Origin of the sequence: Nocardioides anomalus, assembly GCF_011046535.1 — a bacterium.
Taxonomy (GTDB): Bacteria; Actinomycetota; Actinomycetes; order Propionibacteriales; family Nocardioidaceae; genus Nocardioides; species Nocardioides anomalus.
This window is the reverse complement of sequence record NZ_CP049257.1, coordinates 4356731-4380705: the sequence shown is the minus strand read 5'-3', so window position 1 is coordinate 4380705 and position 23975 is coordinate 4356731. Positions and strand designations below refer to the sequence as shown.

The 23975-nt window shown below is 73.6% G+C and carries 26 protein-coding genes and 2 tRNA genes; 13 read left to right on the top strand and 15 right to left on the bottom strand.

The window, feature by feature from the left end; translation table 11 throughout:
* Positions 1 to 79 precede the first annotated feature (79 nt).
* Positions 80 to 460 carry a PLD nuclease N-terminal domain-containing protein gene (locus tag G5V58_RS21830; protein ID WP_165237226.1) on the top strand — a complete coding sequence of 127 codons (381 nt, stop codon included), beginning with the start codon at positions 80 to 82 and terminating at the stop codon, positions 458 to 460.
* On the opposite strand, the gene G5V58_RS21825 is transcribed toward G5V58_RS21830, so the two are convergent.
* From G5V58_RS21825 to G5V58_RS21790, 8 genes are all read right to left on the bottom strand, one after another.
* The gene (locus G5V58_RS21825; RefSeq protein ID WP_230486839.1) at positions 457 to 1272 is read right to left on the bottom strand and encodes a DUF1295 domain-containing protein; all 816 of its coding nucleotides are present in this window, start codon (positions 1270 to 1272) and stop codon (positions 457 to 459) included. The genes G5V58_RS21830 and G5V58_RS21825 overlap by 4 nt on opposite strands.
* Positions 1269 to 2528 (bottom strand): SAM-dependent methyltransferase, encoded by a 1260-nt coding sequence (locus tag G5V58_RS21820; RefSeq protein WP_165237224.1) that lies wholly within the window; start codon positions 2526 to 2528, stop codon positions 1269 to 1271. The genes G5V58_RS21825 and G5V58_RS21820 overlap by 4 nt, the downstream gene beginning before the upstream one ends.
* A complete protein-coding gene (locus G5V58_RS21815) occupies positions 2525 to 3760 on the bottom strand; it encodes an SAM-dependent methyltransferase (protein WP_165237222.1) in 1236 nt (411 codons plus the stop codon). The genes G5V58_RS21820 and G5V58_RS21815 overlap by 4 nt, the downstream gene beginning before the upstream one ends.
* Entirely contained in the window at positions 3757 to 5739 is a 1983-nt protein-coding gene (locus tag G5V58_RS21810; protein ID WP_165237220.1) for an FAD-dependent oxidoreductase, read from the bottom strand. The genes G5V58_RS21815 and G5V58_RS21810 overlap by 4 nt, the downstream gene beginning before the upstream one ends.
* Before the next feature lie 9 nt (positions 5740 to 5748).
* Entirely contained in the window at positions 5749 to 6513 is a 765-nt protein-coding gene (locus tag G5V58_RS21805) for an anti-sigma factor (protein ID WP_165239466.1), read from the bottom strand.
* Positions 6510 to 7115 (bottom strand): ECF RNA polymerase sigma factor SigK, encoded by a 606-nt coding sequence (sigK, locus tag G5V58_RS21800; protein WP_165237218.1) that lies wholly within the window; start codon positions 7113 to 7115, stop codon positions 6510 to 6512. Before sigK ends, G5V58_RS21805 begins: the two co-directional genes overlap by 4 nt.
* A gap of 24 nt (positions 7116 to 7139) precedes the next feature.
* Positions 7140 to 7832 (bottom strand): fasciclin domain-containing protein, encoded by a 693-nt coding sequence (locus tag G5V58_RS21795; RefSeq protein ID WP_165237216.1) that lies wholly within the window; start codon positions 7830 to 7832, stop codon positions 7140 to 7142.
* A 746-nt stretch (positions 7833 to 8578) separates the two neighbouring features.
* Positions 8579 to 10159, bottom strand: a complete 1581-nt coding sequence (locus tag G5V58_RS21790) for a YegS/Rv2252/BmrU family lipid kinase (RefSeq protein WP_230486838.1) — start codon at positions 10157 to 10159, stop codon at positions 8579 to 8581.
* A gap of 75 nt (positions 10160 to 10234) precedes the next feature.
* On the opposite strand from G5V58_RS21790, the gene serS reads away from it, so the two are divergent.
* From serS to G5V58_RS21765, 5 genes are read left to right on the top strand one after another with little or no spacing between them, the layout of a single operon-like run.
* A complete protein-coding gene (serS, locus tag G5V58_RS21785; protein ID WP_165237214.1) occupies positions 10235 to 11521 on the top strand; it encodes a serine--tRNA ligase in 1287 nt (428 codons plus the stop codon).
* A 28-nt stretch (positions 11522 to 11549) separates the two neighbouring features.
* Positions 11550 to 12350 carry an HAD family hydrolase gene (locus tag G5V58_RS21780; protein WP_407939762.1) on the top strand — a complete coding sequence of 267 codons (801 nt, stop codon included), beginning with the start codon at positions 11550 to 11552 and terminating at the stop codon, positions 12348 to 12350.
* The gene (locus G5V58_RS21775; protein WP_230486837.1) at positions 12347 to 12850 is read left to right on the top strand and encodes a GNAT family N-acetyltransferase; all 504 of its coding nucleotides are present in this window, start codon (positions 12347 to 12349) and stop codon (positions 12848 to 12850) included. The genes G5V58_RS21780 and G5V58_RS21775 overlap by 4 nt, the downstream gene beginning before the upstream one ends.
* Positions 12847 to 13638: a Cof-type HAD-IIB family hydrolase gene (locus G5V58_RS21770; RefSeq protein ID WP_165237208.1), complete on the top strand. Its 792-nt coding sequence runs from the start codon at positions 12847 to 12849 to the stop codon at positions 13636 to 13638. Before G5V58_RS21775 ends, G5V58_RS21770 begins: the two co-directional genes overlap by 4 nt.
* A gap of 17 nt (positions 13639 to 13655) precedes the next feature.
* Positions 13656 to 14285, top strand: a complete 630-nt coding sequence (locus G5V58_RS21765; RefSeq protein ID WP_165237206.1) for a hypothetical protein — start codon at positions 13656 to 13658, stop codon at positions 14283 to 14285.
* A gap of 9 nt (positions 14286 to 14294) precedes the next feature.
* Here G5V58_RS21765 and G5V58_RS21760 read toward each other — a convergent pair whose 3' ends face one another.
* Genes G5V58_RS21760 through mobA form a run of 4 tightly spaced genes read right to left on the bottom strand, consistent with a single transcriptional unit; the run spans position 14295 to position 16911 of the window.
* Positions 14295 to 14936 (bottom strand): bacterial proteasome activator family protein, encoded by a 642-nt coding sequence (locus tag G5V58_RS21760; protein WP_407939642.1) that lies wholly within the window; start codon positions 14934 to 14936, stop codon positions 14295 to 14297.
* A 26-nt stretch (positions 14937 to 14962) separates the two neighbouring features.
* The gene (locus G5V58_RS21755) at positions 14963 to 15940 is read right to left on the bottom strand and encodes an NAD(P)H-quinone oxidoreductase (protein ID WP_165237204.1); all 978 of its coding nucleotides are present in this window, start codon (positions 15938 to 15940) and stop codon (positions 14963 to 14965) included.
* 17 nt (positions 15941 to 15957) lie between these two features.
* Positions 15958 to 16311, bottom strand: a complete 354-nt coding sequence (locus G5V58_RS21750; RefSeq protein ID WP_165227626.1) for a DUF6457 domain-containing protein — start codon at positions 16309 to 16311, stop codon at positions 15958 to 15960.
* Between the two features lie 48 nt (positions 16312 to 16359).
* The gene (mobA, locus tag G5V58_RS21745) at positions 16360 to 16911 is read right to left on the bottom strand and encodes a molybdenum cofactor guanylyltransferase (RefSeq protein ID WP_165237202.1); all 552 of its coding nucleotides are present in this window, start codon (positions 16909 to 16911) and stop codon (positions 16360 to 16362) included.
* A gap of 34 nt (positions 16912 to 16945) precedes the next feature.
* Between mobA and G5V58_RS21740 the strand changes: the two genes are divergently transcribed.
* The 4 genes from G5V58_RS21740 to G5V58_RS21720 all read left to right on the top strand — a co-directional run bounded on the left by G5V58_RS21740 (position 16946) and on the right by G5V58_RS21720 (position 21046).
* Positions 16946 to 17725 (top strand): carbon-nitrogen hydrolase family protein, encoded by a 780-nt coding sequence (locus G5V58_RS21740; RefSeq protein ID WP_230486836.1) that lies wholly within the window; start codon positions 16946 to 16948, stop codon positions 17723 to 17725.
* Positions 17726 to 17787: 62 nt separating this feature from the next.
* Positions 17788 to 18885, top strand: a complete 1098-nt coding sequence (locus G5V58_RS21735) for a hypothetical protein (RefSeq protein ID WP_230486835.1) — start codon at positions 17788 to 17790, stop codon at positions 18883 to 18885.
* A gap of 9 nt (positions 18886 to 18894) precedes the next feature.
* The gene (locus tag G5V58_RS21725) at positions 18895 to 20130 is read left to right on the top strand and encodes a biotin/lipoyl-binding carrier protein (protein WP_329957541.1); all 1236 of its coding nucleotides are present in this window, start codon (positions 18895 to 18897) and stop codon (positions 20128 to 20130) included.
* Positions 20123 to 21046, top strand: coding sequence for a hypothetical protein (locus G5V58_RS21720; protein WP_165237197.1), 924 nt, complete (start codon positions 20123 to 20125; stop codon positions 21044 to 21046). Before G5V58_RS21725 ends, G5V58_RS21720 begins: the two co-directional genes overlap by 8 nt.
* Positions 21047 to 21050: 4 nt before the next feature.
* Here G5V58_RS21720 and G5V58_RS21715 read toward each other — a convergent pair.
* Both G5V58_RS21715 and G5V58_RS21710 read right to left on the bottom strand, forming a co-directional pair.
* Positions 21051 to 21139, bottom strand: a tRNA-Ser gene (locus G5V58_RS21715).
* A gap of 53 nt (positions 21140 to 21192) precedes the next feature.
* Positions 21193 to 21579, bottom strand: coding sequence for a hypothetical protein (locus G5V58_RS21710; protein WP_230486834.1), 387 nt, complete (start codon positions 21577 to 21579; stop codon positions 21193 to 21195).
* 100 nt (positions 21580 to 21679) lie between these two features.
* On the opposite strand from G5V58_RS21710, the gene G5V58_RS21705 reads away from it, so the two are divergent.
* From G5V58_RS21705 to G5V58_RS21695, 3 genes are all read left to right on the top strand, one after another.
* The gene (locus tag G5V58_RS21705; protein WP_165237195.1) at positions 21680 to 22162 is read left to right on the top strand and encodes a hypothetical protein; all 483 of its coding nucleotides are present in this window, start codon (positions 21680 to 21682) and stop codon (positions 22160 to 22162) included.
* A 45-nt stretch (positions 22163 to 22207) separates the two neighbouring features.
* Positions 22208 to 22298 (top strand) — tRNA-Ser (locus G5V58_RS21700).
* A gap of 326 nt (positions 22299 to 22624) precedes the next feature.
* Positions 22625 to 22771: a hypothetical protein gene (locus G5V58_RS21695; protein WP_165237193.1), complete on the top strand. Its 147-nt coding sequence runs from the start codon at positions 22625 to 22627 to the stop codon at positions 22769 to 22771.
* A 182-nt stretch (positions 22772 to 22953) separates the two neighbouring features.
* On the opposite strand, the gene G5V58_RS21690 is transcribed toward G5V58_RS21695, so the two are convergent.
* Positions 22954 to 23967: a phospholipase D-like domain-containing protein gene (locus G5V58_RS21690; RefSeq protein ID WP_165237191.1), complete on the bottom strand. Its 1014-nt coding sequence runs from the start codon at positions 23965 to 23967 to the stop codon at positions 22954 to 22956.
* Positions 23968 to 23975: the final 8 nt, after the last annotated feature.

Below are 23975 nucleotides of genomic sequence, written 5' to 3'. Positions count from 1 at the left end.
GGTGAGGTGAACGCCCGGTGACCGGGACCACCCCCACGGACCAGAGACAGCGGCGGCCCCCAGGGGTCACACTGCGGCGGTGATCAAGCTCGAGCTGCTCGTCAGCGTGGTGGCGTTCGCGGTGTGGGTGTTCACGCTGATCGACGTGGCCCAGACCCCCGAGAACGCGGTCCGGGCGCTGAACAAGATCGCGTGGCTGCTCATCGTGTTCTTCTTCTCCGTGCTCGGCACCATCGCGTGGTACGCCTTCGGCCGGCCGCAGGGCCAGACCCGGCGGATGGGCGCCTGGGACCGCGAGCAGCCGGCCTTCCCGGAGTACGACCGCCCCGGCCGCGCCGCGGCGGTGGACCCGGCCAAGGACGAGGAGTTCCTGGCCCAGGTCCGCGCCCGGGCCGAGGCGCAGCGCAAGCGCCACGAGGAGCAGAAGCGCCGCGAGGCCGGCGAGGCCGGCGAGGCCTAGGCCCTGCGGGGCGGCAGCGGCACGAAGGCCGACGTGCGGGCGGCGTACGCCGGGTAGCCGGGGCGCTGCATCATCGTCTTCTCCAGCAGCTTCACGCCGGTGACCTGGTAGATGAAGAACGTCATCGCCGCCGGGCACAGCACGGTGACCAGGCCGGCCACCCAGCCGGAGCCGAGCCCGGCGACCAGCCACAGTCCCCACCACACGCAGGCGTCGCCGAAGTAGTTGGGGTGCCGCGTGTAGCGCCACAGCCCGCGGTCCATCACCTGCGGACGGCTCTCCTTGGGCTCCGCCTTGTACGCCGCGAGCTGGCGGTCGCCGACGGCCTCGAAGAACAGCCCGACCGCCCACACCACGACGCCGACCGGGACCAGCGGCCACCAGTCCGCCTGCAGGGCGGCGCCGACCATGACCGGGCCGGCCACGAACCACTGCACGACGCCCTGGGTGAGGAAGACCCGGCGCACGACAATGCCCATGCCGACCTCGGACGGCGGCCCGCCGAGCATCTCTGCGTACCGCGGGTCCTCCTTGCCCCCGTGCTCGCCGACGGCGCGGCGACGCACGTGCCAGGCCAGCCGGCCGCCCCACAGCGCGACGAGCACGAAGACCAGCCACGCCCGCCACGGCGAGCCGTCGTCGACCAGCGAGGCGACGACGGCCGAGGCCAGGGCGATGAGCACGAAGCCGGCGCCCCACGCGATGTCGACGACTGCGACCTTGTCGAGCTGCTGGGCCCGTACGGCAGCCGCGGTCATGCCGGCCGCGCCGGCGAGCAGTCCGACGACGAGGGCGACGAGGACGTCGCTCACCAGGAGCGCTCCAGCGGCAGCGTGTGCGCGCCGCCCGGGCGGACCATGAGCAGCTGGTCGACCCCCATCCGACCGTCACGGAAGGCCATCGAGCCGCCGACGAGGTAGAGCTCCCACACGCGCACGACCTCCTCGCCGACCAGGTCGACCAGGCGCGGGCGGTTGCGGTGGAAGTTCTCCAGCCACCCCGCCACGGTCAGCACGTAGTGCTCGCGCAGGGCGTGCACGTCGCGGACCTCGAGCCCGGCGCGCTCGAAGAACGCGACGGTCTCGCCGACCGGGCGCATGTACATGTCCGGCGCGATGAAGCTCTCGATGAACGGCCCGCCGCCGGGCCACTTGCCGGCCCGCGACATCTGCTGCACCAGGACCCGGCCGCCCGGCTTGACCGAGCGGTGCAGGACCGCGGCGTACGTCGGGTAGTTGTCCTGCCCGACGTGCTCGCCCATCTCGATCGAGGACACCGCGTCGTGCTGGCCGACGGAGTCGCGGTAGTCGCGCAGCTGGATGGAGACGCGGTCCCCGAGCCCCCGCTCGCGGATGCGCTGGTCGATGAAGCGCTTCTGCTCCGCGGCGATGGTGATGCCGGTGACCTGCGCGCCGAAGTGCTCCGCCGCGTGCAGCGACAGCGAGCCCCAGCCGCAGCCGACGTCGAGCAGGGTCATCCCGGGCTCGAGGCCGAGCTTGCGGCAGACCAGGTCGAGCTTGGCGGTCTGCGCCTCCTCGACGGGTACGTCGGGCGTGCGGTGGTAGCCGCACGAGTAGGCCATCTGCGGCTCGAGGATGAGCGAGTAGAACTCGTTGGACAGGTCGTAGTGGAACGAGATCGCGCTCCGGTCGCGCAGCGGGCTGTGCAGCCGGCCCCGGAGCCTGGCCTGCGAGCGCGGGGCGGCCGGCGGGCGGCCCAGCGCCCCGATGCCGACCGCGGTGCGCACGGCCTGGAGCAGGGCCGAGGGCGTGGGCCGCACGCCGGAGAGGCCGCGCTGGGCGGCCACCGCGAAGGCGTGGGTGAGCGCCTCGTCCAGGTCGCCGGGGACGTCGAGCTCACCGGTGACGTAGGCCTGCGCGGCGCCGAGCTCGCCCGGGTGCCACAGCAGCCGGCGCACGGCGTCGGGGGAGTTGAGCACGACCAGCGGGGCGTCGTCGGGACCGGCGGTCGAGCCGTCCCAGGCCTTGAGCCGCACCGGCAGGTCGCCGCGCAGGAACGGCCGCAGCGTCTCCTCCAGCAGCGGCGCGACACCCGTCGGCGCGGTCATGCCGCCCGCTCGAAGGTCAGCTGGTGCACGTCGAGGTAGCCCGAGGCGAAGCCGGCCAGGGAGTACTCCAGGTAGAAGTGCCACATCCGCAGGAAGGTCTCGTCGAAGCCGAGCGTCAGCACCCGGTCCGAGGCGGCCAGGAAGGCTTGGTCCCAGCGCTGCAGCGTCCGCGCGTACGACGCGCCCATGGCGAACGGCGCGTCCATCCGCAGCGTCGTGTGCTGGCGGGTGATCTCGTCGATGACGCGCACCGAGGGCAGGAAGCCGCCGGGGAAGATGTACTTGTTGATCCACGTGTAGGTGTTGCGGGTCGCGAGCATCCGGTCGTGCGGCATGGTGATGGCCTGGATCGCCACCCGGCCGCCCGGCGCGAGGACCCGGTCGATGGTCTGGAAGTACGTCGTCCAGTACTGCCAGCCGACGGCCTCGACCATCTCCACCGATACGACGGCGTCGTACTCACCCTGGGCGTGGCGGTAGTCGCGGAGCTCGACCGAGATCCGGTCGCTCAGGCCGGCGGCCGCGATCCGCTCGTCGGCCAGCGCCTTCTGCTCGACCGAGAGCGTGAGGGTGGTGACGGTGGCGCCGCGGCGCGCGGCGCGGATGGCCAGTTCGCCCCAGCCCGAGCCGATCTCGAGCAGGCGCGTGCCGGCGCCGACCCGGGCCTGGTCGAGCAGCCGCTCGATCTTGCGGACCTGGGCCTCCTCCAGCGGCTCGTCGCCCTCGAACAGCGCCGAGGAGTAGCTGAGGGTCCGGTCCAGGAACAGCTGGAACAGCTCGTTGGACAGGTCGTAGTGGTGGGCGATGTTCTGCTGGGAGTTCTCCGGGCTGCTGACCTGCTCGGCCGGCGGCTTGCGCACCACGAGCCCGCGCAGCTTCTGCAGCGGTTCGGGCACCAGGCGCGGCATCTCGGCGGCGAGGACGGAGAGGAAGCCGCCGAGGTCCTCGGCGTCCCAGGCGCCGGTGAGGTAGGCCTCGCCGAAGCCGATGAGCTGGTCGCGCCCGAGCCGCGCGAAGAACTCCTCGGGGCGGTGCACGACCGCGACCGGTCCGCCGCGACCGTACGTCGCGTCGCCGACGTGGACGGTGACCGGGAGGCGGTGGACCGCGCCGCGGAACAGCGTCCGCGCGATGCGGGCGGACACCCGGGCGCGCGGGCCGGTGGGGACCACGTCGAGGCCGGGCCAGTGGTTCGCGTCGAGGTGGCGTCGGGTGGGCTGCAGGTCGGTCATGCGTCGACTCCCTCCTGGTGGTGGGCGGGCCGGGTCTGCACGGGCAAGCGTCGCAGCCACAGCCGGACGCCGTGCGCCCGGATCAGCAGCGAGCCCTTGAGGGCGGCGGGGGCAGCATCACGCACGGTGGCGCCGGTGCGCCGGCCGCTGAGCGAGGCGTGGAAGGTCGCGCCGTCGTCGGTGGTCAGGTTCACGACCACGTCCACGCGGTCGTCGTGCGGCACGGGCACGACCAGGTCGTAGGTGCCGTCGGTGCCGTGGAACGGCGAGACGTACATGGCCTTGTCCGTCTCCGCGCGTCCCTGCGCGTCGGGGTGCACCAGGTAGGCGTGCCGGTCGCCGTAGGTGTTGTGCACCTCGACCACGGTGGCGACGTGCGCGCCGGCCGCGTCCCAGCACCAGTGCACCGAGATCGGGTTGAAGCAGTAGCCGAAGGCACGGGCCTGCGCGGCCATCACCACCCGGCCGCCGGTGAGGTCGACGCCGTGCCGGGCGAGGAAGGCCTCGACGTTGGCGCGGATGCCCAGGTCCGGGTCGCCCAAGTGGTCGCGGGCCTCGAACCGGGCCAGCACGCCGTGGTCGGGCAGGTCGTCGAGGTCGACCACCCACAGGTGCGAGCGGTGCTCGAAGGAGCGCTTCCACGGCGTGCGCCGGGTGTGGCGGACGGTCGTCTCGTAGACGCCGGTCGGCACGTCGTCGGCGGGGGAGTGCGGCAGCACGTCGGGCCAGCTGAGCCCGAGCCGCTCCACGGCCCGCAGGCCGGAGCGCGCGCCGTCCTCGTGGAAGCCCCAGCCGTGGTAGGCGCCGGCGAAGCTGATCCGTGCGGTGTCGATCTCGGGCAGCCGGGCCTGGGCGGCCACCGACGCGGGGTTGTAGAGCGGGTGCTCGTACTCCATCCGGTCCAGGACCGTGGCCGGGTCGATGAGGTCCTCGCCCCCGAGCGTGACCAGGTAGCGGGTGTCGGTGTCCAGGCGCTGCAACCGGGTCAGGTCGTAGGTGACGAGCACCTCGCCGGCACCCTCGGTGCGGCGCGCGAAGTTCCACGACGCGCGGGCGTTCTCCGAGCGCGGGAGGACCGATGCGTCGGTGTGCAGCAGCGCCACGTTGTGCGAGTAGGGCATGGCCGCCAGCACGTCGTGCTGCAGCCGCGTCGGGGCCGCCAGCATGTCCAGGGCCTGGCCCGGGTGGGTGGCGATGACCAGGGCGTCGAAGGTCTCGGCGACGCCGTTGCCGTCGGTCACGACCACGCCGTCGGCGGTCTCGAGCACCGAGGTGACCTTGGCTCCGGTGCGGACGGACTGGATCCGCGCGGCCACCGCGGCGACGTACTGCTGGGAGCCGCCGGTCACCGTGCGCCACTGCGGGCTGCCGAAGACGCCGAGCATCCCGTGGTGCTCGAGGAAGGTGAACAGGTAGCGCGCGGGGTAGTCCAGGGCCACGTCGGGGTCGCAGGACCACACCGCGGCCACGAGGGGCTCCATGAAGTGGCGACGGAAGTACGCCGTGAAGCGGCCCGAGCGCAGGAACTCACGCAGGGTCAGCTCCGGGCCGTCGTCGGCCAGCAGGGCCTGCGCACGGTGGTGGAAGCGCGGGACCTCGGCCAGCATCCGCAGGTAGCGCGGGTTGGTGAGGTTGGCCCGGGTCGGGAACACGCCCTTGCGACCGAGCGCGCCCGCCCACTCCAGGCCGGTGCCGTCGTCGCGGATCGACATCGACATCTCCGAGCCCTGCGTGCGGATCCCCAGCTCGGCGAAGAGCCGCAGCAGCACCGGGTAGGTGCGCGGGTTGTGCACGATGAAGCCGGTGTCGATGGCCAGCTCCCGGTCACCCTCCCGCACGAGGTGGGTGTCGGCGTGGCCGCCGAGGCGCTCGTCGGCCTCGAACAGGGTGACGTGCGCGGTCCGCGAGGCGACGTAGGCCGCCGTCAGCCCGGCCACGCCGGAGCCGACGACCGCGATCCGCTGCGGGGTCTGCGTCATGCGTCGGTCCTAGGCGTCGAAGGAGAACGCGGCGACCACGTCGTCGCTGGGCTGGGTCGGCGCGGTGCCGGCGTCCTCGATGCTCACCGCCGCGCCGTCCGCGGTGGCCGCGTCGCCGCTGAGCTTGACCTTGCTGTCCGCACCCTCCGGCATCACGCCGGCCTGGGTCATGGTCCCGTCGTGCTGCAGCCACAGGACGTACTGCTTCCCGGACGGCGCGGCCGGCATCCGCTTGGCCTCGATGTAGGCCTCGTTGCGCTGCTTGGAGACCACGACCGTCGCGCTGCCGCCGTTGCCGAGCTCGGTGGTGAACGTCCGGGCGTCCGGCGCCTGGGCGATCGCGCTGAAGGTGTCCTGCGGCGCGTCGTCGTTCAGCTGGGTGACCGCGATCCCGGTCCCGACCGCGGCGACCGCCGCAGCGGCCGCCAGAAAGCTGGCGACTCGCCGGCGCCGGCGTGGCGCGAGGGCGACCACGGTCGCGGCCGGCTCGTCCGCCGGACCCTCCGTCCGGTCGTCCGCCCGGTGCCTGGCCTGCTCGGGCAGGGCGGGCGGCAGGGGCCGCACGGTGCTGATGTCGGCGAGCACACGCTCGCGCAGCGAGGCCGGCGGCGTGCCCAGCGTGGTCTCGGCGAACAGCGCCGCGGTCTCGGCGAGCGAGTCGACCTCGGCGCGACAGGTGTCGCACGTGGCCAGGTGTCGCTCGAACTCGCTGCGCTCGTCCTCGTCCAACGCGTGGACGGCGTACGCGCCCGAGAGAGCATGAATGTCACTCATGCCCCCACCCCCATGGTGTCTCGAAGTCTGATGAGTCCGTCCCGGATGCGGGTCTTCGCTGTCCCTACCGGAAGGTCGAGCATGCTCGCCACTTCGGTGTGCGTGTAGCCCCCGAAGTAGGCCAGCTCCAGCGCCTCGCGCTGGACGTCGGTCAGTGTGCTCAGCGCGCCGCGGACCCGCTGGGCCTCCAGCGAGGCCAGGCCGGCCTCCGCCGTGGCGTCGTGGTCCACCGGCTGGTTGCGCTGGGTGTACGTCGTGTCGCGCCGCGTGGACGCCTCGGCCGAGCGGACCCGGTCGACGGCCTTGCGGTGGACGATGGTGAGCAGCCACCCGAGCGGGCTGCCCTTGGCCGGGTCGAAGCGTCCCGACATCCGCCAGATCTCCAGGAACGCCTCCTGGGCGACCTCCTCGGCCTGGGCCGGGTCGCGCACGACGCGCACCGCGAGGCCGAGGACCCGGCTCGAGGTGGCGTCGTACAGCTGGGCGAACGAGGACTCGTCCCCGCGCCCGCAGGCGCGGAGCAGGTCCACGAGATCAGGTGCGGGCGACGACGCCCCCTCCTGCGAGGGGGCGCCGTCGGGCACCGGCCGGAGCTGGTCCACGTGCTCAGTCTTCCTGGTGGAAGGTCACTTGGTGGGCATCAGGACCGAGTCGATGACGTACACGGTCGCGTTGGCGGTCGGGATGTTCCCGCACAGGACCTTCGCGGTGCCGTCCACGGTCATGCCCGACTCGGCGTCACCGGTCACGGAGACGGTGTCACCGTTCAGGGTGTCGTGGTCGCCCACGACCGCGGTCGGGTCGAGCTGCTCGCCGACCACGTGGTGGGTCAGGATCGCGGTCAGCGTGGCCTTGTCGGCCAGCACGGACTTGAGGTCCTTCTCCGGGATCTTGGCGAATGCGTCGTCGGTCGGCGCGAACACCGTGAGGGCCGGCGCCGAGTTCAGCGTGTCGACCAGGCCGGCCGCGCCCACGGCGGAGACCAGCGTCTTGAGCAGCGGGTTGTTCGACGCGGCGGTGGCCACCGGGTCGGTCACCATCCCGTTGAACGAGCCCTTGCCGTCGGCCGGGACCGCGTCACACGCGGGGCCGAAGACCTGGGCGGCGGCGTCGCCGGAGGCGGCGTCGGAGCTCGGCGCAGCGGCGCTGGACTCCTCGCTCGGCGACGCGGCGGCCGACGAGCTGGTGTCGCTGCTGGTGTCGCCAGCGGTGGTGTCGGAGCTGCTGTCGGAGTCGTCGCCACAAGCGGCGAGGCCGATCGAGAGAGCGACGAGGGCGGCACCGGCGGCACCGGTACGGCGGAGGGAGCTGAGGTTCATGGTGAGGCCTTTCAGTCTCAGTGTGATGTCGAGTGGTCTTCGCTGCGGCGGGCTCTTCGGATTTCGCTGGTCTAGTTGGTTCGAGGTCTAGGTGCTGTGTCTCGTGGTGCGGGCTCTCGGGTCCGGCCGCCTGTGGACTGACCCGGCCACCGCCGGATCCGGTGTTCGCCGCCGAAGGCAACCGACGCCGTGTTGCACGCGACTGCTCCCAGCCCTCTTGCGTTGGGCATGCGTGCCCCACGCCGCGGATTCAGCCTTCGACGGCGAACCCCGGCCCGGCGGTGGCCGGGTCAGCCCACAGGCGGCCTGGTCTGGCGGCGGCACCGTCTCGCCTCCGCCCTCACGTGGGTGGGTGGGGGCGGTGCGGGCTCCCGCGGCCGGCGCCGCCGAGAACTTGTAACGCGCAGTTGTCGGATCTTCCGACCCGTTGCAACGGGTCGACAGTTCCCGTAACTGAGCGTTACAAGTGCGTGCAGGCGGACCGCAGCGTGGCCGCCAGAGGCGGCCGCGCACTGCGGGCGGGGCGTGCCCCGCCCTTGAGCGCGTCTTACCGCCCCGACCGGGTCCCGCTGTCAAGGACGGACCACTCGCCGAAGGCCGCCGTCCGCCACGAAGTGGCGCGTAGCGCCCTTGACAGCGGGAGTCGGGGTGGTGAGCGCGCGGCCGCTACGCAATTGATCACCCGAGCAGCGAGAAATGGCGACGGACGAGCCCACAACAGGGCCGTGCGAGGAGAGACCCCAGGGTCAGCGCGGGACCCGGACGAGGACCCGTCCGTGGATGCACTCCATGCGCAGCTCGCGACCGGCTCCGATCGAGTCGCCGTCGAGCTGTCGCGGGGTGTCGGTCGAGGCCCGGACGGCGACCGTGCGGCCGGTCATGCGGTTGACCAGCTCGTCGGTGCGGGAGCGCTTGGCCAGGACGCGGAAGGCCAGGGGGATCCAGGACAGGAAGCGACGCGGGTGCAGGAGGACCACGTCGAGCATGCCGTCGTCGATGGCGGCGTCGGGCAGGAGCGGCATGCCGGCCTGGAGGTAGCCGACGTTGCCGACCACGATGGTGCGGGCGCGGTGGGTGGTGAACTCGGCGCCGTCGACGGAGACCTCGAGCTTGGCGGCGGGGAACATCAGGGACTTCAGGGCCGAGAGGACGTAGGCGATCCAGCCGACGCGGGCCTTGATCTCGTCGTTGACGCCCTCCATGATCGCGGCGTCGAAGCCCATGCCGGCCATGACCATGAAGTAGGTGTCGTCGGCGATGCCGTCGCCCTCGACGTGGACCATGTCGATGGCGCGGTCCTGGCCGGTGAGGGCGACGTCGATGGCGGCGCGGAGGAAGAGCGGGATCGCCAGGTTGCGGGCCAGCAGGTTGCCGGTGCCGGCGGGGATGATCCCGATCGGGATGCCGGTGCCGGCGAGCTCGGCGCAGACCTCGCGCACGGTGCCGTCGCCGCCGCAGACCATGACCAGGTCGGCGCCCTCGATGGCGGAGGCCTCGGCCATGCCGGCGCCCGGGTCCTCGACGGTGGTGTAGCGCCAGGTCACGGGCGACCAGCCGGCCTCGGCGGCCATCGAGGTGACGATGGCGCGGAAGGACTCGACGTCCTCGACCTTGGAGGGGTTGAGGATGACCGAGAGCCGGCGCGAGGTGGGGTACGGCGACGCGGTGAGGTCGGGCAGCAGCTCGGCGTGGCTGCGGGGGAGCGGGCTGTAGACGGCGAGCCCCAGCAGGACCATGCCGGTGCCGAGCAGGAAGCCGCCCACCACGTCGGAGGGGAAGTGCCGGCCGAGCAGCACGCGGTCCAGGCAGACGGCCACGTCGACGAGACCGATGAGGACGTACAGCAGCCGGCGCACGTTGCCGCGGCGGACGAGCATCACCACCAGCACGATCAGCACGCCGCAGAGGGCGGTGGTCGACGACGCGTGGCCGGACGGGAAGGACTTGCTCGACAGCAGGGCGTCCTCGAGCTGCCACTCCGGACGGGCGCGGCCGACGAGCGCCTTGAGGACCTGGGTGACGACGAAGGTCGTCAGCGTGACGCCGATGACGTACGCCGCCGCGCGGCGGTGGCCGCGCGCGAGCATGAGCACGGTGACGAGCAGGACCATGAGCGTCTGGCCCACCGTGTCGAAGATGACCTCGACCACTCGCAGGACGTCGCGGAAGCCGGTGGAGTCCACCGCCCAGTCGCTGGCCGGGCTGCCGCGCTCGTCGAAGGTCGCCACCGGGCCCCAGCCCTGGACCACGGTGACGAGGACGACCACGAACAGGACGAAGCAGACGCCGGCCCAGCTCGCGAGCACGAGGCGGGGGCGGTCCAGCACGTCAGAAGTATGACGGGGCCCCTCCTGTGCAATCTCGGGTGAGGTGCCCCGGACCGCCCGACTAGCCTTGCCGACGTGATCGATCCCCGCATCCTGCGAGACCAGCCCGACCGCGTGCGTGCCGCCCAGGCCAAGCGCGGGCTGTCCGACGCGGTGGTCGACGAGGCCCTGGCCGCCGACCAGCGCCGCCGCCAGGCCATCGCGACCTTCGAGGCCAAGCGCGGGGAGCAGAAGACGCTGGGCAAGCAGATCCCGCAGGCCCAGGGCGAGGAGAAGCAGGCCCTGCTGGCCCGCACCAAGGACCTGGCCGCCGAGGTCAAGGCGGCCGAGGCCGCCCAGGCCGAGGCCGAGGACGCCTGGCAGGGCGCGATGCTCTCGATCCCCAACCTGGCCCACGACGACGCGCCGGCCGGGGGCGAGGAGGACTACACGGTCATCGAGACCGTCGGCACCCCGCGCGACTTCGCCGCCGAGGGCTTCGAGCCGCGCGACCACCTCGAGCTGGGCCGGATGCTCGGCGCCATCGACGTCGAGCGCGGCGCCAAGGTGTCCGGCTCGCGCTTCTACTTCCTCACCGGCGTCGGCGCGCAGCTGGAGATGGCGCTGGTCAACCTGGCCATGGAGCAGGCCCGCGCGGCCGGGTTCATCCAGGTCGCGGCGCCGTCGCTGGTGCGCCCCCGGGCCATGGAGGGCACCGGCTTCCTGGGCCAGGCCGCCGACGACGTCTACCGGATCGAGGGCGAGGACCTCTACCTCGTCGGCACGTCGGAGGTGCCGATGGCGGCCTTCCACTCCGAGGAGATCCTCGACGTCGGCGCGCTGCCGCTGCGCTACGCGGCGTTCAGCCCGTGCTTCCGCAAGGAGGCCGGCTCGCACGGTCGCGACACCCGCGGCATCTGGCGGGTGCACTGGTTCGACAAGGTCGAGATGTTCGTCTACACCACGCTCGAGGACTCCGACGCCGAGCACCAGCGGCTGCTGGCCTGGGAGAAGGAGTTCCTGGACAAGCTCGAGCTCTCCTACCGCGTCATCGACACCGCGGCGGGCGACCTCGGGCTGTCGGCGGCCCGCAAGTTCGACTGCGAGGCCTGGATCCCCAGCCGCGGCGGGTACGGCGAGCTCACGTCGACCTCCAACTGCACCGAGTTCCAGAGCCGCCGGCTCGACATCCGCGGCCGGTTCCCGGCCGACCAGGGCGGCACCCGCCCGGTGGCCACCCTCAACGGCACCCTGTGCGCCTCGACCCGCGCGATCGTCGCGATCCTGGAGAACCATCAGAACGCCGACGGCTCGGTCACCGTCCCTCAGGCCCTGCGCCCGTTCATGGGCGGCCTCGAGGTGCTGAAGCCCCTCCATGACTGAGGCGGCACCGGACGGCTGGGTCCCCCGCCTGGTCGCGCTCGACATCGACGGGACGCTGCTGTCCTGGATCGAGGACACCGGCGCCCCGCACCCGGAGGTCTCGCCCGCGGTCGCGGACGCCGTACGCCGCGCGCGCGAGGCCGGTGCCGAGATCGTGCTGGCCAGCGGCCGCTCGCCGCACGGCATGACCGCGATGGCCGACACCCTCGGCCTGCACGAGCTGACCGAGCGGGCCTGGATCGTGGCCAGCAACGGCGCCGTGGTCTTCCGCTACCCGCCGCTCGAGGTGGTGCTCGAGGAGACCTTCGACGCCGCGCCCGCGGTCCAGGCCGTCCTCGACCGGCGCCCGAGCGCGATGGTGGCGGTCGAGGAGCGCGGGGTCGGCTACCGCGTGAGCAAGGACTTCCCGGTCGGCGAGCTCACCGGCGAGATGATCCTCACCGACGTCGCCGACATCGTGGCCGAGCCCGTCAGCCGCGTCATCATCCGCGACCCCGAGGCCACCGCCGAGGACTTCATCACCCTCGCGCGCGAGCTGGGCCTGCACCCGACCGAGTACGTCGTCGGCTGGACCGCCTGGCTCGACCTCGCCCCGCGCGGGGTGTCCAAGGCGTCCGGGCTGGCCCACGTGGCCGACCGGCTCGGCGTCGACGCCTCGGACGTGCTCGCCATCGGCGACGGCCGCAACGACATCGAGATGCTGCGCTGGGCCGGGCGGGGCGTGGCCATGGGCCAGGCCGTGCAGCAGGTGATCGACGCGGCCGACGACGTCACGGCGCCCGTCGCCGAGGACGGAGCCGCGCTCGAGCTCGCCCGGTGGTTCCCGTGATCGCGCCCGAGCTGGCCACCGCCCGGCTGCGGCTGCCGCTGTGGAGCGCGGCCGACGTCGAGGCCATCCGCGGCGGTGCGCACCTCCCGGGCTGGCACCCGCAGTTCCCGCGCGAGGACGACCGCGACGCCGCCACGCTCTGGCACGACGGCGACCCGTGGTCGAGCCGCTCGGTGACCGTCGACGGCGTGACGGTGGGGTCCATCGGCTTCTTCGGCCCGCCGCAGCCGGCGGCCGACGGGGCACCCGAGGTCGAGGTCGGCTACGGCCTGGTCGAGGACGCCCGCGGCCGGGGCTACGCCACCGAGGCGCTCACCGCCATGGTCGCGGCGGCCGAGGCCGAGGGCGCCCGGCTCCGCGCGAGCGTGCTGCCCGGCAACGCCGCGAGCATCCGGGTGCTGGCCAAGTGCGGCTTCACCGAGCTGCGCGGCAGCACAGAGGACGGCGAGCTGGTCATGGTCCGCCCGCGCGCGGTCCGGCCCGCCCCCGCGCCGGCGTGACGCCCCGGCTGGTCGCCACCGACCTCGACGGCACCCTGGTCCGCTCCGACGGCAGCATCTCCGGGCACACCCGGTCGGTCCTCGCGGCGGTCGAGGCGCACGGCGTGCCGGTCGTGTTCGTCACCGGCCGGCCCCTGCGCTGGGCGCGCGAGGTCTTCGAGCACGTCGGCGACCACGGCCTGGCCATCGTCTCCAACGGCGCCCTGGTCTGGGACGTCGCCGCCGACGAGCCCCGGCTGCGCCGCGAGATCGACCCCGCGACCGTGCTGGAGGTGTGCGCGGACCTGCGCGCCGCCGTACCGGGCTCGGTCTTCGCCCTCGAGACCCTCGACGGGATCGCGCTGGAGCCTGAGTTCATGGAGCGGCACCCCATGCCCGAGGACGTGCGCCGGGCGCCGCTGGCCGAGATCGCGGACGCGCCGGTCGTCAAGCTGCTCGCGCGGCACGAGGAGCTCGGCCCGCAGGAGTTCTGGGACGCCGCCGAGCAGGCGATCGGTGACCGGGTCACCATCACCTGGTCCTCCACCACGACGCTGCTCGAGATCAGCGCCTACGAGGTCACCAAGGCCACCACGCTCGCGCTGCTGGCCGACTCGCTCGGCGTCCCGGCGGAGGCGGTCGTGGCCTTCGGTGACATGCCCAACGACCTGCCGATGCTGGCCTGGGCGGGCACGCCGTACGCCATGGCCAACGCCCACGAGAGCGTCCTGGCCGCCGTCGACCGGGTCGCGCCGGGCAACGACGAGGACGGTGTCGCGTCCGTCCTGGCTGGCATCTTCGCGCTGTGATCTGTTGTGATGAACGGGTGCTCCGCCGCCCGCTGACCGCCCTGTGCCGGGTGGTCGGGGTCGTGCTGGTGGCGCTCCTCGCCCTCGCGCCGCTCGCGCCGGCGCACGCGGCGGACCGTGCCAAGCAGGCGCCGACCTGCGCGCCGATCACCGTCGAGGACAGCGCCAAGAAGGCCACCGCGGTCTTCAGCGGCACGGTCAGCGACCAGACCCAGCAGCCCCGGCCCGACGGCCAACCCGGAGCGGTCTACCTGCAGACCATCACCGTGGACATGGTCTACCGCGGCGGCATCCGCACCGAGACCGTGCAGGTGCAGACCGACCGCCTGCGCGGCGCGTGCAGCCTGGGAGCGCTCGAGGTCGACCGCGAGTACATGTTCTTCGTCAGCGGCACCGGCGAGCCCTGGGTGGCCGCCGGCGACAGCGGCACCCGGGTGCAGAACGACAAGGTCCTCGGCGAGGTCGGCGACCTCCTCGGCGAGGGCGAGCCGCCCATCGCCCCGCCCACCGAGCACGCCGTCTTCGAGCCCGTCGACACCTCGGCGCCGCAGTCGCTGAGCCGGGCCGCCGCCCCGGGCGCCGCGCTGGTCATCGTCGGGCTGCTGGGCCTGCTCGTCGTCGGCGGCATCCGCCGCCGGCTCGGCTAGGGACGGGCCCTAGAGGTACATCCCGCCCGAGTCGCCGGGCTGGGCGCCGGGCTCGCCCTGCCCGGGCGAGGCCTGCGGCCCCGGCATGCCGCTCGCGCCGGCGGGCAACCCGCGGCGCATCTGCTCGAACTGCATCTTGGCCGCCATCTGCTGGGCGTAGATCGCGGTCTGGATGCCGTGGAAGAGCCCCTCGAGCCAGCCCACGAGCTGGGCCTGGGCGATGCGGAGCTCGCCGTCGGAGGGGGTCTGGTCGTCGGAGAACGGCAGGGTCAGCCGCTCGAGCTCCTCGACCAGCTCGGGCGCGAGCCCGGCCTCGAGCTCGCGGATCGAGGCCTGGTGGATCTCCTTGAGCCGGTTGCGGCTGGCCTCGTCGAGGGGCGCGGCCTTCACCTCCTCGAGGAGCTGGCGGATCATGCTGCCGATCCGCATCACCTTGGCCGGCTGCTCGACCAGGTCGGTGATCGCGCGCTCGCCGTCCTCGCCGTCCTGGCCGTTCGCGGCGGCCGCCACGGCCTGCAGGGCCGACTCCGGCACCGAGCCCATCGGCTGGCCGTCGGGGCCGATGACCACGACCTGGCGCTCGCCCTCGGCGGGCGCGTCGGGCTGCTGGTCGGGCTGGTGGTCCGGCTGCTGGTCGCCCTGCTCCGTCATGCCGCCACGGTAACCACCGGGCCCACTCACACCGTGAGCAGGATCTTCCCGGTGTGCGAGCCGGACTCCATCAGCTCGTGCGCCCGACGTACGTCGTCGAGCGGCACGGTGCCCTCCACGATCGGCCGGACCGCCCCGTCGGCGACGAGGGGCCAGACGTGCTCGACGACCGAGGCGCAGATCGCCGCCTTCTCCTCGGCCGGCCGGGCGCGCAGCGTGGTGGCCAGGACCGCGCCGCGCTTGCGCAGCAGCGTGCTGAGGTCGATCTCGCCCTTGGTGCCGCCCTGCATGCCGATGACGACGAGGCGGCCCTCGGTGGCCAGGGCGTCGACGTTGCGCTGGAGGTAGGACGCGCCCATGTTGTCGAGCACGACGTCCGCGCCCCGGCCGTCGGTGACCTCCTTGACCACCGCGACGAAGTCCTCGTCGTGGTAATCGATCGCGCGCTCGGCGCCGAGGGACTCGCAGAAGGCGCGCTTGTCCGCGGTGCCCGCGGTGGTGAGGACCCGCGCCCCGGCCGCGCTGGCCAGCTGGATGGCGAAGCTGCCGATGCCGCCGGCGCCGCCGTGCACGAGGAGCACCTCGTCGGCGGCGAGGTGGGCGAGCATGAAGACGTTGGACCAGACCGTGCACGCGACCTCGGGCAGCGCGGCGGCCTCGACCAGCCCGACGCCAGTCGGTACGGGCATCAGCTGGCCCGCCGGGACGGTGACGTGGGTGGCGTAGGCGCCCGCCGACAGCAGCGCGCACGCCTGGTCGCCGACCGACCAGCCGTCGACGCCCTCGCCGACGGCGGCGACGGTGCCGGAGCACTCCATGCCGAGCACGTCGGAGGCGCCGGGCGGCGGCGGGTAGAAGCCCTGGCGCTGGAGGAGGTCGGCGCGGTTCAGCCCGGCGGCCGCGACCTCCAGGACGACCTCACCCGGACCCGGCGACGGGTCGGGCAGGTCACGGACGACGAGGACCTCGGGGCCGCCGGCCCCGTCGGCGAAGACGGCGCGCATGCCGCCAGCCTCGCACGTCAGTCGTCGACGAGCTCCCCGGCCCGGTCGTCGTCGTACACCTCGCCGCTGTGGTCCACCGTCGCGTCGTCCGGCACGTCGTCGTCGACGTCGTCGGGGTCGCGGGCGCCGGCGGGCCGGTCCCAGCCCTCGGCCAGGGCCTGGGCGCGCGCGGCCAGCCGCTCGACCTCGGCCGGGTCGGCGTGGCGGTCGCCCACCGCGAGGCCCAGGAGGTACGCCGTGACCGGCGCGGCCAGCTTCTCGACGTTGGTGGCGGCGGTCTTGGTCAGGTCGGCGAGCAGCCCCTCGTCGACCTCCACGTCCTCGAGCTCGAGGACGTCACTCAGCTCGTCGATCCAGTCGTGGAGGTTCACCGCTCCAGACTCGCCCTGCGAGCCGCGACCCGCAAGAGTCGGACGGGCTCAGCCCAGGTCCCGCACGTCGGCCCAGGTGTCGACGTCGCGGTGCTCCTCGCCCTCGGCGGGGACCTCGACCAGGTCGAGGGGCGCGAGGAGCCGGTGCAGGGCCAGGCCGTGCTGGTCCTCCGGCGTCGGCCGCACCGCGTCGAGGCGGCCCACGTCCAGCACGAGCGCGAGCTGGCGGCGCCCGTCCGGACCGACCAGGGCCGCGCCGTCCCGGCCCGCCGCCGCGGCGCGGAGCCGGGCGGTGGTCGCGGCGGTGACGTAGGGCATGTCGCAGGCCAGCACCACGACCTGTCCACGCGCGTCGCTCAGTGCGTCGCGGCCGGTGAGCAGCGCGGCCACCGGGCCGCCGTACGGCGGGTCCTCGCGCACGAAGGTGACCGGTCGCCCGGTCGGCACCGGGTCGCCGACGACGACCACCTCGTCGGCCTCGGCCACCGCGTCCAGCGCCCAGACCAGCAGGGTGCGGCCCTGGCGCTCGACCGAGGCCTTGTCGGCCCCGCCGAGCCGGGCCGCGGTGCCGCCGGCCAGCACCACCGCGGTGAAGGGCATGGCCCCAGTCTCGCCCCGGTGGCACCCTGGGCGGGTGAGCAGCCTGTCGGTGACCGTGGTGCAGGAGGCGTCCGGGCTGGACCCGGCCGGCAACCGCGAGCGGCTCGCCGCGCTGGTCCCGGCCGGCAGCGACCTGGTCGTGCTGCCCGAGGCGTTCGCCCGTGACTTCGGTCAGGCCGGCTCGGACGTGTCGCCGTACGCCGAGGCGCCGGACGGTCCCTTCGGCGCCGAGCTGGCCCGGGTCGCGGCCGAGCGGGACACCACGGTGGTGGCCGGGATGTTCGAGCGCTCCGAGCACCCGACGCGGCCCTACAACACGCTGCTGGTCCGCGGCGCGGCTCGTGCGGCGTACCGCAAGATCCACCTCTACGACTCCTTCGGCTACCGCGAGTCCGACGCGCTCAGCGCGGGCCCGTTGGCGCCGGTCCTGGTCACCGTGGCGGGGTTCCGGGTCGGGCTGATGACCTGCTACGACCTGCGCTTCCCCGAGCTGGCCCGGCTGCTCGTCGACCGCGGTGCCGACGTGCTCGTCGCCCCCTCGGCCTGGGTGGCCGGCGAGCGCAAGGTCGACCACTGGCGCACGCTGGTGCGCGCCCGGGCCATCGAGAACACGGTGTACGTCGTCGCGGCCGCTCAGCCCGGTCCGCGCTACACCGGCCACTCGCTGGTCGTCGACCCGCTCGGCGACGTGCTGGCCGAGGCGGGCGACGGCCCCGAGGTGCTGCGGGCCACGCTGGACACGTCCGTCCTCGAGCAGGCCCGGCGCACCAACCCCTCGCTCGCCAACCGACGGCTGCCTTCGACGGCTCTGTAACCTGTCCTGTCGTGCCCAGGACCGCCCCTCGTCGCCGTGCGACGCGCCACGAGCGGGTGGGAGTGCGCCCGGCGGTCCTCTCGCCCGCCCCGGCGGCCTACGTCGAGGAGCCGGTGCACGAGGAGGTGGTGGCCGGGCCGCCCGCGGCCGCCGCACCCGAGCTGACCGTCACGGTCCCCGACCACGAGCCGGTGCAGAGCCGGGTCCTGGCCGGCGTGTGGCTGGTCGTCGTCGGGCTCGGGCTGGCCGCGCTCGTCGCCGCGCTGGTCCCGGTCGGCCCCTCGTGGCTCGACGGCGTCGGCGCGGTCGCCGTCGTCACGGCGTACTCCTGGGCCCTGGCCGCCCGCACCGGCGGCCGGCCCGTCGTCTTCGGTGTGCTCTCTCTCGTGGTCGGCCTCGCGGTCCTGGTGGTCGACAACGACCACCTGCGCACCGGGGCCGCGGTGATGACGTGCGTGGTCTCCGCCGTGCTCGCGGTCATGCTGACCACGCCGGCCGTCCGCTTCGTCCGCGCCGCCCGCGAGTGCGCGGTCGCCGTGCTGGTGGCCGGCATCGGCGCGCTGGCCACGGTCGGCTTCGACCCGGTCGTCTCGGTGGTCCGCTTCGAGTACGTCACGCTAGCTCTGGCCATCCTGGGCGCCTTCGCCGTGGTCTACCGCCTCGGCGCCGGCCTGCACGGCCTCGGGCGCCGCGGCGTGGTCGTGGTGGCCATCGGCGCCGTCGTGCTCGCCGTCACCCTGCTGTACGCCGAGATGCTGCGCCGCTACGGCAGCGCCGGCCTGGTCGACCACCTGCTCGACGGCGTGCGCTGGTCGCGCGACCACCTCGGCGCCTTCCCCCGCCCGATCGAGACCGTCCTCGGCGTGCCCGCCCTCGCCTGGGGCTGCCACATGCGGGCCCGCCGTCGCCAGGGCTGGTGGCTCTGCGCCTTCGGCGTCGCGGCCACCGCCCCTGTCGCCAACGCCCTGGTCAACCCGGCCATCTCGCTGCTCGAGTGCGGCCTCTCGGTGCTCTACGGCCTGGTCGTCGGCCTGGTCCTCGGCTTCGTCGTCATCCGTGTCGACCTGCACCTCACCGGCTCCCGCGGCCAGGGCGGCCGCCGCCTCGAGGAGGCGGGCGCCGTGCGCCCCGAGCCCCCGCGCTCCGCCGCTCTGCTCTAGGTTGCCCTCATGGCCCGGGAGCGCGTGCAGGAGATCGTCGCCGAGATGGTGGCCAACGTCCTCACCGTCTCGGTCGAGCCCGGCGACGCCGTCGCCGCCGGCGACACCGTCGTCATCCTCGAGTCGATGAAGATGGAGATCCCCGTCATCGCCGAGGACGCCGGCACGGTCCGCGCCGTCAAGATCGCCCCCCGCCGACGTCGTCCAGGAGGGCGACGTCCTCGTGGAGATCGTGCTGGCGGACTAGCCACATCGGGCCATACCGCCCGGTCCCCGCCCCTGTCACTGTTCGCAGGACCCAGGGAGGGTGCCATGAGCGTGACGTCGGAGGCGGAGCAGCTGCTCAAGTGGCTGGCGGACCTGGTGGCCGAGCCGCCGGCGCCGAGCTCCGGGGAGGCGGTCGCCGGCACCGTCTGGGAGCTCGCCACCCGGGACCTCCAGCGTGCGGCCGATCGGGCCTGGGCGATCGCTGCCGCGATCGACCGGCGTGCGACGCGTCTGGCCCAGGCGCGGAGCGCGAAGGCGTCGACTGCGGAGCCGGGGACGCGCACCACGGTGCTCGACGAGCTGGTCTCCGACTGGCGCGTCCTCGCCGAGGCCACCCGCGACCAGCACCGCGGCTGCGCCGACCTGGTGGTGCGCGCGCGGGTGCTCGCGCCCCGGGAGGACGTCAAGCACGTCGCCCAGGGCAAGACGGCACTGCCCGCGGAGACGCTCGAGTCGCTCGGTGCGGCGGCGCGGGCGATCGAGTCGCTGGCCAGGCTGCAGGAGTCGATCGCCACCATCGACCGGGACCGCAAGCGACTCGAGCTGGAGCTGGCCCGCGCGGTCGCCGCCGGCGACGAGGCGGAGCGGGCCTACCGGACCGACCTGGCCGCGAAGCTGGACGCGGCACGCGGGCGGGCGGAGGAGGACCGGGAGGACGCGGGAGGGGGTGCCGACGGCCCGGAGTCGCGACGGCCGCCGTCCACCCAGCTGGCGTCGCTGGCCACCAGGACGCTGGAGACGGCGCGAGGTCGTTTCGGGGACACGAGCAGGGTGAACCGGACCACGGAGTCCTTCCTGGACGAGGTCGACCTGCTGTCGGAGAGCACGCGGCGGCTCGGCCGGCGCGCCCGGGAGGTCGAGTCGCGCGAGGACCTGGCCGGGCTCACCGAGGTCGCCACGCCGCGTGTTCTCACCGGACCCGCGGTCGACCCGGCCGTGGAGACCGCCGACGAGGACGGGCAGGCGTCCGGTGACTGACACAGTGCCGAGCGGCGGCCGCTCACCCGAGGAGGTCCGGGCCCTCGCCGACTCCCTCCGCTCCCGCGTCGACCTGTTCGGCAAGGGCCTGGCCGCTCTCGCCACCGTGGGGACCGGGGCCGTCGGGCTGACGCGGATCGGTGACGTCTTCCCGCTCAGCACGTGGGGCTCCTGGGTGGGCGCGGCCGCCGCCGTCCTCGGTCTGCTGGCCGCGGGGATCGGCGCCGTCTTCATCGCCACCCAGCTCATGCAGGTGGGCGACGCCGCCGTGGTCGACTCCAGCCTCGACGGCGTCGCGGAGCAGGACCGGGCGAACGTCAGGCGGGTGTTCGTGGCCGCCGCACGACGCTTCGGCTACGAGTCGCTGCCCGGTCTGGAGGAGCGGGAGCGCGCGCTGCGCCAGTCGGCCTCGCGCGCCTCCTCGACCTCGGAGGCCGAGCGCCGCACGGCCCTCGCCGACGAGGTGAAGCTCGAGGTCGAGCAGGCCCTGGCGCGGGGGCAGCTCGCCGTCGTCCGGGGGCGCGCGACGCGGGCCGTGACCGGGGGCTGGGCGCAGGCGTCGTACGTCGCGATCCTGGTCGGGCTCGTCGTGTTCGCCCTGGGCGCGGACGCCGCGTCGAGCCCGCGCACCGACAAGATCAGCGTCGCCCAGGCCTGTGCCGAGGCCCGGACCGCCGGCGCCGTCGGGCCGGACCTGGAGGACAGCGCGTGCGCGGCCACGCAGAAGAGCACGCCGGACCCGGAGCCGCCCACCGCGGGGGAGGCGCGACACCAGCTGCTGGCCTCGCTCACCGAGGCGTCCGGCGACTGCCAGGAGCTCTCCGGCGGGCCTCGCGGCACGGGGGACCGTCCGCTCACCGACGCCGACTGCCAAGTCATCGACGAGGCGATCGCCGCCCTCGCGGGCAGGCGGTGAGGAGCAGAGGGGGCGGGATTCGAACCCGCGGCTGACATCTCTGCCAGCGACCGCTTTCAAGGCGGTTCCGATCGGCCACTCCGGCACCCCTCCGGAGCCGTCGCGAGCGACGGCACCGGGGTCAGCCTAGGACGTGAACGCTCCCGCTACTCCGAGCCGCCCAGCTCGAGCTCGACCTCGTCGTAGGCCAGGTCGTGCAGGCGCTGGACGTGGCGCTGGATGTCGAGCAGCAGCCGCTTGAGCTCGGCGCGGGTGGCCTCGACGTCGGAGGTCTCGAGGATCGCGGGGCCGAAGGCACCGAGCCGGGCGAGCAGGGCGTTGCGCTCGCGGAAGGCCGAGCCGCCGCGCGCGGCCAGCCAGCCGTCGTCGGAGCCGGCGGCCTCGCCCACGAGCGCGTCGCGCACCGCGCCCATGCGCTGGCGCACCACCCAGCGCCAGTTGCCGAGGGCGACGCCGGGGCGGCGGGGGGCATCCAGGGCGGCGTCCAGCGCCTGGAGCGCTGCGGGCAGCGCGGGTGGGACGGGCACGGGCACGGCGGCCTCCTCGGCCGGGGATCCCCCGAGTGTGACCCAGGTCACTCAGTCGGACAACCCCGCGTCCGGGTGGTGTGGGGTCGCCCTGTTCAATCGTCGGGTGCCCACCGAGCCCACCGTCTACCGCCTCGCGCCGGCGGTCGTCGCGCGCCTGGTCGGGCTGGGCCTGGTGGTCGTGGCCGTGGTGCTGTTCGTCGGTACGGCGGTCGTGGCCCTGGCCGGCTGGCCGTTCCTGGTCGTCGTCGTGCTCGCGGTCGTGGGCGTGGCGGCGGTGGCCGTGACGGGCTGGTGGCTGCGGTCCAGGGCGTGGGTGCTGCGGTGCACCGACGACGGCTACCGCGTGCGCCTGGTCCGGGGCGCCGGCGTGGCCACGGCTCGGTGGAACGCCGTGGAGGACGCCGTCACGACGTACCGCCACGACGTCGCCTGCCTGCAGCTGCGCCTGCGCGACGGGCGGACCACCACCCTCCCGGTCGGGGTGCTGGCCGTGGACCGCGACGCGCTGGTGCGCGAGCTGCAGGAGCGCCTGCAGCGCGGTCACGGTCTGCGGCCGTTCCGGCAGCCGACCGAGGGCACTTCCTGATCGATTCGGCGCTCGCCGCGCGGTCCTTGTAGCCTGCTCCGCGGAGGAGGCGTCGCCTAGTCCGGTCTATGGCGCCCGCCTGCTAAGCGGGTTTGGGGCTACAACCCCATCGAGGGTTCAAATCCCTCCGCCTCCGCCGAGCGCCACGGCTCCCACCCGGTCCGGGTGGGAGCCGTCGCCGCGCCGGGCGTCAGGCATGCTTGGCATCGTCGGTCCCGTGGTGCACACTGCACTCGGTACGGGTGTCTCGGCGGTCTCGGGGTGGCCCCACGTTCTCGTGTGCGGCCCTCAGCGACGTTCTGCAAGGCGACAGGACGGCCTGGTCAAGCGCGCGCCAACTGCATGTTTTTGCAATGCAGGTTTATGAGGCACGCCGGACTCTCCCGCTTCGGCGACCTCCGGGGAGACTACCTGAGCAGGGCCATTCCGTGGGCCCTCGGAACAGCAGAGTGGGGTACGACGATGAAGACTTTCGTGCGCAGGGTGGCCGTCGTGATCGGCGCCGTCGCCGTCTCGGCCGGACTGATCGGGGCGAGCGCCGTGCCGGCTCACGCCGACGACTCGCCGACGGTGTCGACGTTCTTCAAGGACACCAGCTGGGGTCGCTGACCCCCACACAGATTTGAGACGAGGACCCGACTTTCCCCCACTTGTCCGGTCCAGTGCCTACCCCCCAGGCCCGTCTCAACGGCACGAGGGCAGTGACCGTCAGGTCGCTGCCCTCGTGACATGTCCGCGGGTGCACACGGAACTCCCGCGGCACGGATGAACCGGCGGGGTGGGCCACGCGCTCACTCCGCCGGTTCGTCGTCCGGCTCCTCGTGGCCGCTGACCCCCATCCGGCCCATCACGTAGCCGAGCTGGAAGCGCGTCGCGGCGTCGTACTCCGCCTTGAGGTCGGCCACGTAGCCCGCGTAGGTCCGCGGGCTCACCCCGAGCCGCTTGGCGCTGACCGGGTCGCTGTGGCCCTCGATGAGCATCCGCATGGTCATCGACCGCTGCTCGATGGCGATGTCCTTCATCAGCGAGGTCTCGCGGTTGGTGAAGGCCCGCGCGCGCTCCCAGGAGCGCTCGAAGACGTCGACGAGGTAGGCCACGACGGCCGGCTCGCGGATCGCCACGGCGACCGAGAGGTCCTCCTGGTTGGGGATCACCGCGATCCGCCGGTCGATGACGATCATCCGGTTGAAGAACTCGTCCAGCGTGCGCACCTCGGCGCCCCGCGACGTCACCGCGGCGACGTACTTGTGTGTGACCGAGCTGCGCCGCGCGCTGTGCTGGTAGAGCGTGCGCATCTTGACCCCGCGTTCGAGCATCTCGGTGTCGCGCAGCGCGGCCATGGCCAGGAACCGCGGGTCGCGCCCCGCCTGCGGCTGCGCGGTGAGGGTCTCCTCCTCGCACTCGGCCACGATCTGCTCCAGGAAGGAGTCGATCGCGCTGTCGCGCAGGTAGGTGAACGGTCCCCGCGACGACGACTGCGGCGCCCGCCGCCACGCCTGGGTCAGCTGGCTGAACGCCGACGACCACTGCGAGCTCTCCGCCAGCAACTTGGCCGCCTGCTGGCTCAGCGGCGAGACGATCCGCGACTGCACCGTCGTCGGGTCCTCCGGGACCCACGCCTCCTGCTCGCTGTCGTGGACGACGAGGCCCATCTCCACCAGCAGGTCGAACGCCGCCCGCAGCTCGCCGCCCTCGGCGATCCGGTAGTCCGAGACCGCCACCCCGCCGCGCTGGCAGATCTCCTCGTAGAGCTTGGTGGCGTCGTCCTCGAAGAGCGCGCGCTCCTCAGCCCCGTAGCCCGGCACGGCGATCG